Here is a 14486-nt window from a genome sequence, read left to right as displayed (position 1 = left end):
CATGGTCGGATCGCGAACGGCAATCCAGGTCGAAGGCGTCGACGATCCACGGTGGGCCGTGGCGCTGGAGCTGCTCGTATCCGGCGAGGCTGCGATCGGCCTCTCTGGGCTGAGACTCTCCTCCGACCCGCCCACGCGCGCGGCCGGCCGCAGGCTCCAGATCGAATTCCCATGCCCGGTGGATCCGGTCCGCGGCCATGCACCGCCGTCTTCGTACCTCGCTGAACTGGCTCGCTCGTCCTTGGAACGTGCGCGCGCACTCATTGCGAATGCCTCCGCCGGGGACTCTCCCTTCCGCATGCTCGTGGCTGAATCGGACCTGCTCTACGAGTTCGTGTACGACTACGGCACGGGGACGCTGCTCCTCGCAACCGCCAGACCGACAGGTCCGTTGGACTGGAGATAGTGCTGGCGGGTGAGCCGCTCCGCTACCCGCGCTACTCGCAGTACGAGGTCGATGACGAAGGTTTGTCTGGAGGCTGAAAGGTTGGTCCGGTCGCGTTCGCCGCGGCCAGCATCGGCTCCGTTGCGCAGGGCAACGATCGATGGCTACGGAAGGCGGACCGACGATGGGACGGATCGCACGGATGGTTGCGGTTGCGGGAGTGGCGATGACCGCGGTGACCGGCGCTGCCGCGACGGCGTACGGGCTCCAGCAAGCTCCACCTCGACGTCCGCGCCGGCGAGCACCCGGTCGAGTGGTACGCACGGTGCGCCAGCTACAACCAGTGTGTCCAGGACCAGTACACCTTCAGGCACTACGGCCTGCAGGCCGGCAACATCTACTACTGCGACACCGTCGCCGGCTGCCCGACCGGCTACTACTTCGACTGGTGGAGCTGACCGCCCGACGGATCATCACAACATCCGAAGAACTCCGGGTGCGCTCGGAGTTCTTCGGGCGTTGGCGTTGTCCGGCGCTTCGCGGATGCGCCCGCGGGTGGCTCGGTCAGCCGGCTACGTGGGCGGTGTTTTCGAGCCAGTGGTCGATGAGGTCGGTGTCGCCGGTGATGGTGATGCCGGTGGCGTTGGTGAGTGAGAGCCTGCGGGTCATGGTCAGGAGCAGGGATCCTGCCGGGCCGGTGATCGTCACGTCGGCCTGGTGGGTACCGGGTTGCCAGGTTGCGCCGTCGGGTCGGCGTTCGACGAACCATGCACCCTCGTCGCCGGTCGTGTCGGTGGCTACCCATTGCAGGGTCTGGCCGGTGCCGCGGATGGCGTGTGCGGACTCGGTTCGCCGCATCTCCCAGGTGGGCGAGGTCAGCATCGCGAGATGGTTGGCGATGAGCGCCGCCGCGACGTCGCCATCAACGTCCGTACCGACCGAGCGCCCACCCGCGTCGCCTGCTCGAACCACGCCGACCGCCCCCACCACGCCGGCCAGCCCAGACGCGCCTGCCGCGCCACCCCCGCTCGCCGCCGTGGCCGCATTCGCCGCATTCGCTGCGTTGGCCGCGTTGGCCGCGTTGGCCGCGTTGGCCGCGTTTGCTGCGTCGTAGCCGTGGACTACTGCTTCGTTGAGCATGCTGGTCAGCCAGAATTGGGTACCGGAGCGGTCGTCGCCGGAGGCGTTGAAGACCGGGGCGTCGACGAGGGCGTCGTCGGAGCAGGCGTCCGCGACCCGCTGGGCGGATTCGGCCAGCCAGGTCTGCCAATCGCCGGGGTCTGAGGGAGGTACCGCCATCTCCGTGGGCAGCTGGGTGGGGTCGGTGATGCGTCGCTCGATGATCTCCGCGACCCAGTGCTGGGTCTGCCCGACGTGCTCGACCAAGTCGCGAACGGTCCACTCCGGGGCGGTCGGCACAGCGGCGTACGGACCAGCCGCGACGGCTGATTCCGCCAGCCGCCGGGTGTGCTCGACGATCGCCAGCCGGGCACGTTCCGCGATCAACTCAGTCATCGGTCTTCCTCTCAGGCTCGGTACGGACCCTTCCGACGGTCACCGCCAGTCGCAGCCGCCGTCCCCGTCCGTCTGCCTCAGACTCTGCCGGACCCCGTTTACGGTTTCTTTCCGATCCTCCGCCATGCCAACATCAACCAACGCGCCTCGACGCCGACACCGTCCCCGACGAATCCCTGGGCGGCCCGCACCTCTCAAGCAGTGCTCTTGACGCGCTCCCCCACGCGAATCATCGAGTACCGACGGGCTGCCGGCCGGGGCGAAGGGACGCAGAACACAGTGAGCACTGAGACATACCCCGAGCTCGACGCCGACGAGCGCACCACGCTCACCCAGTTCCTCGACCAGTACCGCCGCCGAGCGCTCTCAAGCCTCGAACAGCTGACCGACGCCCAGGCCCGAACGAAGCCCCTCCCAGCCACCGACCTGACCCCGGGCGGAATCGTGAAGCACCTCGCCCACATGGAAGACCACTGGTTCATGGGGCCGCGTGGGGGAATCACAGCACCCCGGAACGACGAAACCCCCGGGCGGAGGGAGTGGCCTCTGACCTGGGGGTTTGGGTGGAGCCGCCTGTCGGAATCGAACCGACGACCTTCTCATTACGAGTGAGACGCTCTGCCGACTGAGCTAAGGCGGCGTGGCCCGGGGGCCGATGCAAGAGTGTAGCGGGGTCGCGGGCTGATTCCGAATCGGATACCGGGACGCCGGCCGGGGCGGGTAGCTCGCCGGGGCCGGGGCGGGGCGCCGGGGTGGAGTCACGGGGCGGGCGCCGGGTGGGGCGGGGGCCTGGGGTGGGTGCCTGGGGTGGGGCGGGGGCCTGGGTGGGGTTAGGGGTGGAGTAGGCCGGCTGCGTGGAGGTGGGCGAAGACTAGGTGGTCTACGGGGGCTATTTGGGTGGTGTCGGCGGCTGAGAGCCAGATCAGTTCGGCGATCTCGTTGGCGGGGGTGAGGGTGCCGGAGTACTGGGCTGTGTAGCAGGTCATGCGGATCAGGACGCCGGGGGGCTGGCCGTGGGCTTGGGCTTCGAAGGTGCCGAGGTGGGCTGCGGTCTTCGGGTCGATCTGGACGGAGAGTTCTTCGGAGATCTCGCGGACCAGGGTGTCGACGTCGGACTCGCCGGGCTCGCGTTTGCCGCCGGGGAGGTAGTACGTGTCCTTGCCCTTGGAGCGGGTGCTCAGGACACGGCCGTCGGATAGTTCGATCCAGGCCACCTTGTCGATCATCGGGCCATCTTCGCATCGGGGAAATAGTTGGGAATAGATGGGGGCGGAAATGCATTGACTTTGGTTGACGGGGTGGGTGAAACTAATGCCCGCAAGGACCGAACAGACTAGGAGAAGCACTGTGACCGGCAAGCAAGGGTTGAGGAAGTCGTGGCGCGAAGAGCGCTTCGTCATGCCTGCTTGCCTGCGATCCGTGCACCTGTACGGCGGAAGCAACGAGCTCGCGGGGAGCCTGAGCCCGGCGTACGGCGGCCCACCTGGCTGATCATCGACGATCAGTCGGGAGCCGCCAGAGCCGGGAGAGTCCGGATCCAGGCGGCTCTTTTGTTTTCATCTCACATCAATACGAAATGCGCTTTGTGCTGCCCACGGGCAGCAATTCGAACAATGACAACTGGATAGCCATTTGCAATACACGAGCTGTAGGCCAGCGGCCAGGCCACCTCATTTGGAATGAGGGGATCGGGGGTTCGAGTCCCTCCAGCTCGACCGGGCGCCCGCAGGAAGCTCAGCTACCGGCCGAGCGAGCGCCGAACCCTGGGACGTCGGCCGCGATCGGAGGAGGCTCCGAACCGCCACCGCCGCCCACTCACGCGCCCTGCGCCGGAAATCCGAACACTCCGGCGCAGGGCCGGTGAACGCCCGTGGCTCAACCGGAGAGAGCACCTGCCTACGAAGCAGGAGGTTGCAGGTTCGAATCCTGCCGGGCGTGCTCAGCGGCTCTGGCCCAATTGGGAGAGGCGCCTGGCTCAGGACCAGGAGGTTCAGGGTTCGAGTCCCTGGAGCCGCACCGAGAAAGCAGACCCGGCAACTACCTGTCGGGCACACTGGAGGAGAGGAGGAACCAAGCATGAGCGGTGTCATAGTGCTCAACGCCTCATATGAGCAGCTCCACGTCGTGTCGGTCCAGCACGCCATCCGGATGCTCGTCCGGGAGGTCGCGGTCGTCGAGGAGGCGCACGACGGCGCCAGCATCGGCCCGTTCCCCTTCCCCCGCGTACTGCGCCTGGTCCGGTACGTCGTGACCAAGTGGCGCTACGCGGCCGGCCGGCTGCAGTACACCCGGGCCGGCGTGCTGAAGCGTGACAAGTACCGCTGTGCGTACTGCGGCCAAACCGGCGCCACCACGATGGATCACGTCGTACCACGGTCCCGTGGCGGTCGCGGCGAGTGGCTGAACGCCGTCGCCGCGCACGCGCGCTGCAACGAGAAGAAGGGCTGCCGCACGCCCGAGGAAGCCGGTATGCCGCTGCTGTGGCAGCCGTGGATCCCCTCGCGTGCCGAGTTAGCACTCTGACGTAATACCCACCGGGTATGGCGTCAGAGCCATGCCAGGTGGGTGACGGCATCCCACCCTCGGTTCTGACCCGAGGTCCCGCAGGTTCGAGTCCTGCTCTGGCAGCTGCCGCATGCGCAAAAACAAGTAGAGGAGTGGAGATGAACGTTCAGTACCCGGTTGAGCTGAGTGGGGCGAAGAGCTCCACTCTGATGTGGGCGCAGGAGCACGAGGTCGGCGCGCAGGCGCTGCAGCAGCTTCGCAACATCGCCGCGCTGCCGTGGGTGCACGGCGTCCGGGTGATGCCGGATGTGCACCTCGGCAAGGGCGCGACCGTCGGGTCGGTCATCGCGATGTACCAGGCGGTGTCGCCGGCCGCGGTCGGAGTCGATATCGGCTGTGGCATGGAGGGTGTGCTGACTTCGCTGACGGCGGACGATCTGCCGGACGACCTGGCCGGCATCCGGTCGCGGATCGAGGCGGCGGTACCGGTCGGTTTCCGGGCGCACGAGAACCCGGTCAGTGTGCGCAAGCTCGGGCTGGATCGCGGCTGGGACCGGTTCTGGGGTTCGTTCAGCAGCCTGCACGACGGCGTACAGGACCGGGAGAAGAAGGCGCACCAGCAGATGGGGTCGCTGGGTGGTGGCAACCACTTCATCGAGGTCTGCCTGGACGACGACGACCGGGTCTGGCTGATGCTGCACTCGGGTTCGCGCAACATCGGCAAGGAGCTGGCCGAGCGGCACATGCGGATCGCGAAGGCGCTGCCGCACAACGCCGATCTGCCGGATCGCGACCTGGCGGTCTTCCTGGCCGGTACGCCGGAAATGGACGCCTACCGTCAGGACCTCACCTGGGCGCAGGAGTACGCCTCGCGGAACCGCGCGGTCATGCTCGCCCTGGTGATGCAGGCGGTGCGGGAGTCGTTCGAGCAGGAGATCACCTTCGAGAAGCCGATCTCGTGCCACCACAACTACGTGGCGGAGGAGACGATCGACGACCTCGATCTGCTCGTCACGCGGAAGGGCGCGATCCGGGCCGGGCTGGGTGATCTCGGTCTGATCCCGGGGTCGATGGGGACCGGGTCGTACGTCGTCCGCGGACTCGGCTCGGAGCAGTCGTTCTACTCGGCCTCGCACGGGGCAGGCCGGCGGATGAGCCGCAACGAGGCGAAGCGCCGCTACACGGTCGATGACCTGATCGCCCAGACGGCCGGGGTGGAGTCCCGCAAGGACGCCGGGGTGCTGGACGAGCTGCCGGCGGCGTACAAGGACATCGAGTCGGTGATCGCGGCCCAGACGGATCTGGTCGAGGTCGTCGCGCATCTCAAGCAGGTCATCTGCGTCAAGGGCTGAACGTCAAGGGCTGAATCCGGCCGCCGTGCTCAGGGGACACGGCGGCCGGGTCGACTGGAAGGTTGAGCATGTCGCTTGCTAGTGCTTTGAACGCAGTGGTCCGCGACCTTCGCAACACCGGTGGCATCGAGTTGCGGATCTCGGACGAGCCGGCGACGAGTGATCCTGGGTATGAGTCGGTGCTGTTGCTGTCCGGCCGACGCTGGTCGACCGGTTTGCTCGCGCCGCTCGGGTTGACCGACGACGAGCGGTTGGTGCACGTCGCCGATCAGGTCCAGGAGTTCGTCTTCGAAGAGCTGGCGCGGCTCGAGCTTCCGGTCACCTGGCCGGAGTGCCCCGAGCACCCCGCATCCCATCCACTGACCCCGGTACTGACCTCAGGCCCGCCGTCCTGGCAGTGCCCGAAGTCCGGCGACACGGTCGCCCCGATCGGCCGGCTCCAGAGCTAGCCGGTACGGCCGCCGCAGCACGAGTCGGCGGCGGAGCGTAGTACCGCAGAAACCTCGCCACCGGAGTCACCGGTGGCATCGGAGAGCCTGGTCGCCGTGGGGGCACGGCGGCCGGGCCGAGGTGAGGTCCGCCTGATGGCAAAGGCAGCGGTTTGCTAAACCGTCGACGGGCTCCGGCCTGTCCGTGAGTTCGAATCTCACTCTCACCGCAGGGCCGGCCGGGGCAAACCGGCCGGCCCGTCCAACAACAACTAATCAGAGAGGAGGACCGGCTATGGCCGACCTCAGAAACAAGCGGAGGAAGATTCCCGGCGGTAGGACCGGTGCTCCGGTCCAGCAGGGACATGCCTTGCGGCGTGTGCACCTTGCCTGCGGGCACGTGCAGCGCGATCGGATCGCTCACGCGGGCGATCACGTGTGGTGTGAGACCGACTGCGCCGACTGGGTCCGCGTCGTCTCGGTCGAGGAGTAAGTCTTTGTACGCCGGTCGGCAGCGACCGGCGTACAACCATTTAGAGGAAGAGTTTGTCGGGGTTGAGCAGGTTGGCCGGGTCGAAGACGGCCTTCACCTGGCGTTGCAGGGCGAGGCCTACCGGGCCCAGTTCTTGGGCCAGCCAGCGGGACTTGAGTTTGCCGATGCCGTGTTCGCCGGTGATGGTGCCGCCTAGGGCGAGGCCAAGGTTCATGACGGCACCGAAGGCCTCCAGGGCGCGCGCCTCGGCGGCCGGGTCGTTGCGGTCGAAGACGACGGTGGGGTGCATGTTGCCGTCGCCTACATGCCCAGGGCAACAAATCAGTACGTCGTACTTCGTGCCGATCTCCGCGATCCCCTGCAGCAGCGCGACCAGCTTGCTGCGGGGTACGGCGACGTCGTCGATCAGCGTCGCACCGAGCGGCTCCAGCGCGGGGTTCACCAATCTGCGGGCCTCCAGCAACATCTTGGACTCCTCCGCATCGGAGGCCTCCGCCACCTCGACAGCCCCGTACTCCGTGCAGATCCGTGCGATCGCCGCCACGTCCTCCGCCGCCCGCGGACCCCGATCCGACTGCGCGATCAGCAGCGAACCGACGTCATCCGGCAACCCCATGTCACGGTAGTTCTGGATCGCCCGCGCCGTCGGACCGTCCAAGAATTCAAGCAGAGAGGGCCGCAACCCCGACGCCATCACGGCAGCGGCCGCGGCGATACCCGCCTCGATCGACATGAAGGTGGCGGCCGCCGTCAGCGCCGCCTCTGGCTCCGGGCGGAGTGCCAGCGTCGCTTCGGTGACCACGCCGAGTGTGCCCTCCGAGCCGACGATCAAGGAGGTCAGGTCGTAGCCGGCGACGCCCTTCGCCGTCCGCCGCCCGGTACGCACCACCTCGCCGGACGCGAGCACCACCTCAAGGCCGCGCACGAAGTCACCGGTCACGCCGTACTTCACGCAGCACAACCCGCCCGCATTGGTGGCGATGTTGCCGCCGATCGTGGACATTTCCCACGACGACGGGTCGGGTGGATAGAACAGCCCCTGGGCCAGTACGGCCCGCGAGAGCTCGGCGTTCACGACGCCCGGCTGGACGACGGCGATCTGGTCCTCGGCCGAGATCTCCAGGATCCGGTTCAGGCGGGAGGTCGACAGCAGGATGCAGCCGTCGAGCGCATTGGCTGCGCCTGATAGACCGGTCCGCGCGCCTTGCGGTACCACCGGTACGCCGTACTCGGTCGCTGCCCGAAGTACCTCCTGCACCTCGGCGGTCGACGACGGCCGCACCAGGACGGCGGGAACCCCGGCCTCGCAGAAGGTCGCGTGGTCGTTGCGATGGCTGTCCAGGATGTCGGGGTCGGTGACGACTCCCTTGTCCCCCAGCCCGGCGCGCAGTCGGCCGATCAGCAAGTCAGTGCTCATTCCTCATCCTGTTCAGCCAGCAGTCGCAGGATCAATTCGGCCCGGCGGACCCGTTCGCGGCCGAGCGCCTCGGCCGTCGCGGCCAGGTGGGCGCCGGCTGGGTAGATGTTTGGCGCGTTCCGGAGGCCCATCTTCAGGTAGACGGGCGCAGCCACGCGCACCACGTCCGGTACGTCATAGAAACGGACGTGGCCGCCTTGGTCGTCGGGGACCTCGATGTACATGTCGATCGGTACGGTCGTGGCCGCCCGGATCTCGGCGAGCACGGTGATCGGCAGGTCGGTGGAGACATTCAGGCTGGTTGCGCCGAGGCGTTCGTAGAGGGCGGCGGTTGGGGCGTTGGGCAACGGCATCAGGACGGAGGTCTTCAGGACCAGGTCCGCTGGGAGCTCGCCTTCCTTCTTGAGGAGGCCGAGGAGTTCCAGTACGCCGATGTCGCCGACCAGCAGGCTTCGTACGCCTAGCTCAACTGCGCGGTAGGCGTCGCAGAGCGAGGCGGCGACCATTTCGTTGCCTCTAGCAACGCCGCCGACTGCCGCCGAGACCTTGGCCTGACCGCCGGTGTCCCAGGCGCCGCGTGGGCCGAGGAAGAGGCAGACCTCGACGTCGTGATCGGCTCCCAGGGCGAGCATTTCGTCGATCTCGCCGTCGGTGAGCATCATGACGCCACTACCTTGCGAGACGCGATGCACCGTGACGCCACGCGCCGACGCTTCGTCCAGGACGGTCCGCATGACGGCCGGTCCCTCGCAGCTGGGGATCTCGATCTTGTACTGCGCTCCGTCGGCGAACCGGCCCTTGGAGGTGAAGTCCTGGGCAGGGGTGATCAGCCCGCGCTCGGCGAGCAACTGGCGGGCCTCGCGCAGGTTCATGTCTCTCCCCAGCTGGTCAGCTCGCCCGTCGGGTCGGTGAGGTCCCGGGCGGTGCCGGTGATCTCGAGGTCGAATCGTTCGCCGACCTCGGCGAGGAGGGCCGGTGTGACCATCAGCTCGTTCGGTCTCAAGGTGTCGGCGATCCGCGCCAGCCGCAGCTCGGACCAGTCGCGGCGACCGCTCATCGTCACGGCACCGAGGATTGCGGCCGCGTCGTCCTCCAGCACCATCGGGAGGCGGGATCTTCTTGCTCCGCCGGCGCCGGAGGTGAGTGCGTTGACGTAGCTGGCTCGGAGGTCGATCTGTTCGAGCATCCTGGCGGGGATGACGTCGGCGAGGCCGAGTCCGGAGGCGTTCCCGTGGGAGGCCGCCGATAGGCGGTGAACGCTGACTGCGGCGATCGACGGGGACTCGAACTCGGGGATGCCGTAGACCCAGCAACGGCCCAGGACGTTGGTGTCCATGCCGGTGCCTGATTTGTCCTTGCCCATCTCGTCGACCACCAGGACGTCGAGTTCGTCGAAGGGGAGTCTTGCCATCAGGCTGCCGGCTCGTTGCAGGAGTGCGTTCTCTGCTGCCGCGGCGATGCCGTCGGGGGTGACCAGGTCGACGGAGGCAGTCTTTTCGTAGGCGTTCTCGATGATCGCGAGACCGCCCAGGATCTTGCCGTTGGCGATGACCAGGTGGGCGGCTTGCTCGATGGATTCCCCGAGTTTCGGGATGCCGCCGGCGTGCAGGGCGGCGGCGCCTTGGTGGTTGCCGAGTCCGATCGCGAGGATCTTGCCGAGGCCGCTCTCGACCGGGCCGTGGAAGTCGGTATGCGGTTTGACCCGGTTGACGAGCAGGACGCCGTCGGCCTTGGCGGCCAGGGCGTCGTGGTGTACCGGCGTACCGTCCGGCAAGTTGCCCAGGACAACCGTCTCCATGGTCGCCTCGATCGGGCAGCCGATCGACTCCGGGGTGACGCCCAAGCCTTCGAGCATCTCCCGCTGGCCATCAGCTGTAGCACCACCATGCGACCCCATAGCCGGTACTACGAAAGGCTCCGCCCCCTTCGCCCGCAACCAATCAACAGCCGCCCGCACCACGGTCACCAGGTCATGAATCCCCCGACTCCCCGCCGTCACCGCGACCCGGTCCCCCGGCCGGACCGCAGCCCCCAACGGCTCAAGCGCCCGCTGCGCCGCGGCGTACGGATCCTCCTCCGTCGGCACGTCATGCAACAACCGCCTGATAGGAGTCACCTGCGGCAAGGTCCCAGTAGGCCGCAACCCCCGGACAGCTTCGAACGGACCCCAATCGGTTGGCATTAGTGGCTCTGGCGGGCTACGGCGGAGCCGGTTCGGCCGATCAGGAAGTCTAGGTCGCAGCCTTGGTTTGCCTGGGTTACGTGGTTTACGTAGAGGCGGGCCCAGCCTCGGTCTGCTGGTTGGGTGGGCGGTGGGGCGGATTGCCAGGCAGCTCGGCGTTTGGCCAGTTCTTCGTCGGGGACGTCTAGGTGGAGGGTTCGGGCGGGAACGTCCAACTCGATCCAGTCGCCGGTCTGGACCAGGGCCAGCGGGCCGCCTACTGCTGCTTCGGGGGCTACGTGGAGGACTACCGTTCCGTACGCCGTACCGCTCATGCGGGCGTCGGAGATACGGACCATGTCTTCTACGCCTTGCTCGGCCAGTTTGCGGGGGATGGTCATGTTGCCTACCTCGGGCATGCCGGGGTAGCCGCGGGGACCGGAGTTTTGCAGGACCAGGACGGTGTCGGCGTCGACGTCCAGGTCAGGGTCGTCGACGGCCAGGTCGTACTCTTCGATGCTGCTGAAGACGAGCGCCTTGCCGCGGTGTTGCAGCAGACGCTCGGAGGCTGCGGACTGTTTGATGACGGCGCCGTCGGGGGCGAGATTGCCTTTGAGGACGGCGGTTCCGGCGCCACTGCCGAGCGGGTTGCCGACGGCGCGGATGACCTCGGTGTCGACGGTGCGCTCGGTGTTGGCGACGTTGTCGCCGATGGATTTGCCGGTGACGGTGATCGCGTCGGCCTTCAGGAGCGGGAGGATCTCGCGCATGACGGCGGGCAGCCCGCCGGCGTAGTAGAAGTCCTCCATCAGGTACTTGCCGGACGGCTGCAGATCGACCAGCCACGGTACGCCGCGAGCCCACTCGTCCATGTCGTCGAGGGTCAGGTCGACGCCGACGCGGCCGGCGATCGCGAGCAGGTGGATCACCGCGTTGGTCGAACCGCCGATCGCGGCGTTGGCCCGTACTGCGTTCGCGAACGCGTCGCGGGTGAGGATGTCGCTCGGCTTGAGGTCTTCCTCGACCATCTGCACGATCCGCTGGCCGGCCTGCTGGGCGATCGCGTACCGGCGGGAGTCGACGGCGGGGATGGCGGCCGAGCCGGTGAGCTGGAGGCCGAGCGCTTCGGCCATACAGGCCATCGTCGAGGCGGTGCCCATCGTCATGCAGTGGCCGTTGCTGCGAGACATTCCGGATTCGGCGGCGGCGTAGTCCTCTTGGGTCATCCGGCCGGCGTTGACGTCCTGGGTGAACCGCCAGACCGCCGTACCGGAGCCGATGTCGCAGCCGCGGAACTTGCCGTTCAGCATCGGGCCGCCGGTCACCACGAGCGTCGGCAGGTCGACTGACGCCGCGCCCATGATCGAGCCGGGGGTGGTCTTGTCGCAGCCGGTCAGCAGGACGGCGCCGTCGATCGGGTTGCCACGCAGGGATTCCTCGACGTCCATGCTGAGCAGGTTGCGGAACAGCATCGCGGTCGGCCGCAACATCGTCTCGCCCAACGACATCACCGGAAACTCCAGCGGGAACCCGCCCGCCTGCCACACACCCCGCTTCACCGACTCCGCCAGCCTCCGCAGATGCGCGTTGCACGGCGTCAACTCCGACCACGTATTACAGATGCCGATGACCGGCCGCCCGTCGAACACTTCGTCGGAGAACCCCTGCGCCCGCATCCACGACCGATGGATGAACCCGTTGCGATCCTTCTCCCCAAACCAGTGATCGAAGCTCCGGCGTCCGGTTCCACCGCCTGCGGCGGCGGAGGTGGGGGAAGGCGAGGCACCCGCGGAGGTTGTCGGGGCCGAGGCCCCGGTGGTGCTAGGGGTGGCTCCGTCCGGGCGGCCGGTCTTCTCCGGGGTGGGGTTGCCGTCACCGGGCGTGGTCGAGTTGGTGGGGTCGCTCGGGTGGTCGCTCACGGGAACCTCCGTGGTGGTTGCAGCGCAGGGGTTGGCGGCAGGTGGGTCAGCTGGGTACTTCGGCGGTGGTGATGACGCCGTTGATTCGGCGGGGGATGGCAGTGGGATTGGCGTTGCGTAGTACCTCGGGGAGGACTGCGTTGGGGGTGTCTTGGTAGGTGACTGGGCGTTGGAAGCGGCGGGCTGCGGTGACGCCGACGCTGGTGTGGATGGAGCCCACTGTGGACGGGAAGGGGCCGCCGTGGTGTTGGGCCCAGGAGACGGCTACGCCGGTGGGCCAGCCGTTCCAGAGGACTCGGCCCGCTCGGGCGGTGAGGAGTGGGAGGAGGGCGCGGGCCAGGTCGGTGTCCGCATCTTCGGCGTGGAGGGTGGCGGTGAGGTTGCCTTCGAAGGCTTCCACCGCGGCGGTCAGCTCGTCGACGGAGGAGTACTCGACGACGATGGAGACGGGACCGAAGCATTCTTCGAGGATTTCTTCGCGGCGGTCGAGCAGTTCGCTGACCGTTGTACCCAGGAGGGTTGCGGGGCCGTCGCTCAACACCCGGAGGCCGTCGACCTTGCGGAGGCGGTCGAGGCCGGAGGAGAAGCCGGAGGCGATGCGGTCGTTGAGCATGGGGGCTTCGGCGACACCGCCGGTTGCCTCGATCAGCTTGTCCGACAGACCGTGGCCGGCCGGCAGGAAGAGCAGGCCTGGCTTCGTACAGAACTGCCCGACACCAAGAGTGAACGAGCCGACATAGCCGGTGGCGATTTCGTTGCCTCGGGCATCGACTGCCGCCTGGGTGACGAAGACCGGGTTGAGGCTGCCGAGCTCTCCGTAGAACGGGATCGGCTCGGGCCGCGTCACCGCGATCTTGTGCAGCGCCTTACCCGCCGGCACCGACCCGGTGAACCCGGCCGCGGTGATCCGCGGATCCTTCAACGCGGTCACACCCACGTCGTACCCCTGGATCAACCCCAGCGTCCCAGCCGGCGCACCAGCGGCATCCAGCGCGTCGATCATCACCGAGGCCGTACGCACCGACAACTCCGGATGACCAGGGTGCGCCTTGACGACAACCGGGCAGCCGGCCGCAAGCGCCGACGCGGTGTCGCCGCCACAAACACTGAACGCGAAGGGGAAGTTGCTGGCGGCGAACACCAGCACCGGCCCGAGCGGTACCAGCACACGCCGCAGGTCAGGTCGCGGTACCGGCTTGGCCTGCGGGTCGGCCGTATCGATGATGATCTCGAGCAGCGACCCCTCGGCCAGCGCGTCGGCGAACATCCGCAGCTGGCCGCTACTGCGCGCGACCTCACCCCGCAACCGCGCCTCAGGCAGCGACGACTCGCGCATGGCGATCGGTACCAGCTCGTCCGCGGCGGCGTCGAGCGCGTCGGCGACCGCGCGGATCCACCCGGCTCGTACTCCGGGCTCCGCCGCGGCCAGCGGTCCGGCGGCAGCGGCCGCGTCGCTGAGTGCCTGCTCGAGTTCAGCGGGAGTGGTGTCGGGGGTCATCGGGTCTCCTCCAGAGTCTGCGCCGCCAGGAAGGCGAATGGTTCCCGGCCGACTGCCACCGTATTCGTCAGCGTGCCGACCTCGCTGATCGAGATGGCCACCTCGTCGCCGGCCCGCAGCGCGAAGTCGAGTTCCGGAACGATCCCGGTACCGGTCGCCAGGATCACGCCGTCGGGGAACTCGTTGCCGGCGAACAGTACGCCGATCAGGTCCGCCAGCTCACGGACCAGCTGTTTCGTGGACGTCGTACCGGTGAAGACGTCAGCGCCGTCGCGGCGGATCGCGAGGTCGATGGTCAGGTTCTTCGGGTCCACGACCTCCCAGGCCGGGCGGATCCCGGTCGCCAGGGCGCAGCCGCCGGCGAACACCTTCGCCTGCGGGATGTAGAGCGGGTTCTCGCCCTCGATCGAGCGGGAGGAGACGTCGTTGCAGATGGTGAAGCCGACGATCTCGCCGCGGCTGTTCGCGACGACGGCGAGTTCGGGCTCCGGTACGTCGTGACCGGAGTCGGCCCGGATGCCGATCTGCTCGCCGTCGGTGACGAGGCGCCAGGCGGGTGACTTGGGGAAGAGCTCGGGGCGTTCTGCGGAGTACACGCGGTCGTACACGGACTGCTCGGTGCTCTCCTCCATCCGCGCGCCACGGGATCGCTCGTAGGTGACGCCGGCGCACCAGACCTCGCCGCGGCCGTCGAGGGGCGGCAGCAGGGTTACATCGGCTACCGGTACGCCGTCCGCGCGGTGATCCGTCGCTGAGCGGAGCTCGTCCGCGCTCAGGCGCAGGAGCTCCGCCATCGTGGCGATCCCTTGAACC

At 67.9% G+C, this 14486-nt stretch carries 15 protein-coding genes and 6 tRNA genes; 12 read left to right on the top strand and 9 right to left on the bottom strand.

The window, feature by feature from the left end; genetic code table 11:
• Position 1: 1 nt before the first annotated feature.
• Positions 2-406: a hypothetical protein gene (locus ABD768_RS40475; protein ID WP_344849903.1), complete on the top strand. Its 405-nt coding sequence runs from the start codon at positions 2-4 to the stop codon at positions 404-406.
• Between the two features lie 543 nt (positions 407-949).
• Here ABD768_RS40475 and ABD768_RS40470 read toward each other — a convergent pair.
• On the bottom strand, positions 950-1900 hold the full coding sequence (locus ABD768_RS40470; RefSeq protein WP_344849901.1) for a maleylpyruvate isomerase N-terminal domain-containing protein: 951 nt from the start codon (positions 1898-1900) through the stop codon (positions 950-952).
• Here ABD768_RS40470 and ABD768_RS43205 point away from each other — a divergent pair.
• Entirely contained in the window at positions 1853-2512 is a 660-nt protein-coding gene (locus tag ABD768_RS43205) for a mycothiol transferase (RefSeq protein WP_425558477.1), read from the top strand. The genes ABD768_RS40470 and ABD768_RS43205 overlap by 48 nt on opposite strands.
• On the opposite strand, the gene ABD768_RS40465 is transcribed toward ABD768_RS43205, so the two are convergent.
• Together ABD768_RS40465 and ABD768_RS40460 are read right to left on the bottom strand one after the other, a co-directional pair.
• A tRNA-Thr gene (locus ABD768_RS40465) sits at positions 2465-2540 on the bottom strand. The two genes, ABD768_RS43205 and ABD768_RS40465, sit on opposite strands and share 48 nt — an antisense overlap.
• 190 nt (positions 2541-2730) lie before the next feature.
• Positions 2731-3126 (bottom strand): NUDIX hydrolase, encoded by a 396-nt coding sequence (locus ABD768_RS40460; RefSeq protein WP_344849899.1) that lies wholly within the window; start codon positions 3124-3126, stop codon positions 2731-2733.
• Positions 3127-3247: 121 nt separating this feature from the next.
• On the opposite strand from ABD768_RS40460, the gene ABD768_RS40455 reads away from it, so the two are divergent.
• The 10 genes from ABD768_RS40455 to ABD768_RS40410 all read left to right on the top strand — a co-directional run bounded on the left by ABD768_RS40455 (position 3248) and on the right by ABD768_RS40410 (position 6678).
• The gene (locus tag ABD768_RS40455; protein ID WP_343974929.1) at positions 3248-3391 is read left to right on the top strand and encodes a hypothetical protein; all 144 of its coding nucleotides are present in this window, start codon (positions 3248-3250) and stop codon (positions 3389-3391) included.
• 151 nt (positions 3392-3542) lie between these two features.
• Positions 3543-3615: transfer RNA gene (locus tag ABD768_RS40450), tRNA-Pro, on the top strand.
• 149 nt (positions 3616-3764) lie between these two features.
• A tRNA-Arg gene (locus ABD768_RS40445) sits at positions 3765-3838 on the top strand.
• Between the two features lie 4 nt (positions 3839-3842).
• Positions 3843-3916, top strand: a tRNA-Leu gene (locus ABD768_RS40440).
• Between the two features lie 60 nt (positions 3917-3976).
• Positions 3977-4423, top strand: a complete 447-nt coding sequence (locus tag ABD768_RS40435; protein WP_344849897.1) for an HNH endonuclease — start codon at positions 3977-3979, stop codon at positions 4421-4423.
• A gap of 32 nt (positions 4424-4455) precedes the next feature.
• Positions 4456-4528, top strand: a tRNA-Gln gene (locus ABD768_RS40430).
• Between the two features lie 35 nt (positions 4529-4563).
• Complete coding sequence (locus tag ABD768_RS40425) at positions 4564-5757, top strand: RtcB family protein (RefSeq protein ID WP_425558475.1); 1194 nt, start codon at positions 4564-4566, stop codon at positions 5755-5757.
• Between the two features lie 68 nt (positions 5758-5825).
• The gene (locus tag ABD768_RS40420) at positions 5826-6206 is read left to right on the top strand and encodes a hypothetical protein (protein ID WP_344849895.1); all 381 of its coding nucleotides are present in this window, start codon (positions 5826-5828) and stop codon (positions 6204-6206) included.
• 120 nt (positions 6207-6326) lie between these two features.
• Positions 6327-6415 (top strand) — tRNA-Ser (locus tag ABD768_RS40415).
• A gap of 65 nt (positions 6416-6480) precedes the next feature.
• The gene (locus ABD768_RS40410; RefSeq protein ID WP_344849893.1) at positions 6481-6678 is read left to right on the top strand and encodes a hypothetical protein; all 198 of its coding nucleotides are present in this window, start codon (positions 6481-6483) and stop codon (positions 6676-6678) included.
• A 40-nt stretch (positions 6679-6718) separates the two neighbouring features.
• On the opposite strand, the gene ABD768_RS40405 is transcribed toward ABD768_RS40410, so the two are convergent.
• The 6 genes from ABD768_RS40405 to ABD768_RS40380 form a co-directional block, all read right to left on the bottom strand.
• Entirely contained in the window at positions 6719-8095 is a 1377-nt protein-coding gene (locus ABD768_RS40405) for an FAD-binding oxidoreductase (RefSeq protein ID WP_343974920.1), read from the bottom strand.
• Positions 8092-8967 carry a U32 family peptidase gene (locus ABD768_RS40400; RefSeq protein WP_344849891.1) on the bottom strand — a complete coding sequence of 292 codons (876 nt, stop codon included), beginning with the start codon at positions 8965-8967 and terminating at the stop codon, positions 8092-8094. Before ABD768_RS40400 ends, ABD768_RS40405 begins: the two co-directional genes overlap by 4 nt.
• The gene (locus tag ABD768_RS40395) at positions 8964-10211 is read right to left on the bottom strand and encodes a nickel pincer cofactor-dependent isomerase, group 22 (protein ID WP_344849887.1); all 1248 of its coding nucleotides are present in this window, start codon (positions 10209-10211) and stop codon (positions 8964-8966) included. Before ABD768_RS40395 ends, ABD768_RS40400 begins: the two co-directional genes overlap by 4 nt.
• A 65-nt stretch (positions 10212-10276) precedes the next feature.
• Positions 10277-12175 carry an IlvD/Edd family dehydratase gene (locus tag ABD768_RS40390; RefSeq protein ID WP_344849881.1) on the bottom strand — a complete coding sequence of 633 codons (1899 nt, stop codon included), beginning with the start codon at positions 12173-12175 and terminating at the stop codon, positions 10277-10279.
• 46 nt (positions 12176-12221) lie between these two features.
• Positions 12222-13673 (bottom strand): aldehyde dehydrogenase (NADP(+)), encoded by a 1452-nt coding sequence (locus ABD768_RS40385; RefSeq protein ID WP_344849876.1) that lies wholly within the window; start codon positions 13671-13673, stop codon positions 12222-12224.
• A complete protein-coding gene (locus ABD768_RS40380) occupies positions 13670-14467 on the bottom strand; it encodes a fumarylacetoacetate hydrolase family protein (protein WP_344849874.1) in 798 nt (265 codons plus the stop codon). The genes ABD768_RS40385 and ABD768_RS40380 overlap by 4 nt, the downstream gene beginning before the upstream one ends.
• Positions 14468-14486 lie beyond the last annotated feature (19 nt).

Source organism: Kribbella ginsengisoli, from assembly GCF_039537185.1.
In the GTDB taxonomy this organism is placed as follows: domain Bacteria; phylum Actinomycetota; class Actinomycetes; order Propionibacteriales; family Kribbellaceae; genus Kribbella; species Kribbella koreensis.
This window is presented reverse-complemented; position numbering and strand designations above follow the sequence as displayed.

What these genes read in the sequence shown, in the direction of transcription:
- ABD768_RS40475 (WP_344849903.1), top strand. Translation starts at nt 2, where the DNA reads ATGGTCGGATCGCGAACGGCAATCCAGGTCGAAGGCGTCGACGATCCA.
- ABD768_RS40470 (WP_344849901.1), bottom strand. Translation starts at nt 1,900, where the DNA reads ATGACTGAGTTGATCGCGGAACGTGCCCGGCTGGCGATCGTCGAGCAC.
- ABD768_RS40460 (WP_344849899.1), bottom strand. Translation starts at nt 3,126, where the DNA reads ATGATCGACAAGGTGGCCTGGATCGAACTATCCGACGGCCGTGTCCTG.
- ABD768_RS40435 (WP_344849897.1), top strand. Translation starts at nt 3,977, where the DNA reads ATGAGCGGTGTCATAGTGCTCAACGCCTCATATGAGCAGCTCCACGTC.
- ABD768_RS40425 (WP_425558475.1), top strand. Translation starts at nt 4,564, where the DNA reads ATGAACGTTCAGTACCCGGTTGAGCTGAGTGGGGCGAAGAGCTCCACT.
- ABD768_RS40420 (WP_344849895.1), top strand. Translation starts at nt 5,826, where the DNA reads ATGTCGCTTGCTAGTGCTTTGAACGCAGTGGTCCGCGACCTTCGCAAC.
- ABD768_RS40410 (WP_344849893.1), top strand. Translation starts at nt 6,481, where the DNA reads ATGGCCGACCTCAGAAACAAGCGGAGGAAGATTCCCGGCGGTAGGACC.
- ABD768_RS40405 (WP_343974920.1), bottom strand. Translation starts at nt 8,095, where the DNA reads ATGAGCACTGACTTGCTGATCGGCCGACTGCGCGCCGGGCTGGGGGAC.
- ABD768_RS40400 (WP_344849891.1), bottom strand. Translation starts at nt 8,967, where the DNA reads ATGAACCTGCGCGAGGCCCGCCAGTTGCTCGCCGAGCGCGGGCTGATC.
- ABD768_RS40385 (WP_344849876.1), bottom strand. Translation starts at nt 13,673, where the DNA reads ATGACCCCCGACACCACTCCCGCTGAACTCGAGCAGGCACTCAGCGAC.
- ABD768_RS40380 (WP_344849874.1), bottom strand. Translation starts at nt 14,467, where the DNA reads ATGGCGGAGCTCCTGCGCCTGAGCGCGGACGAGCTCCGCTCAGCGACG.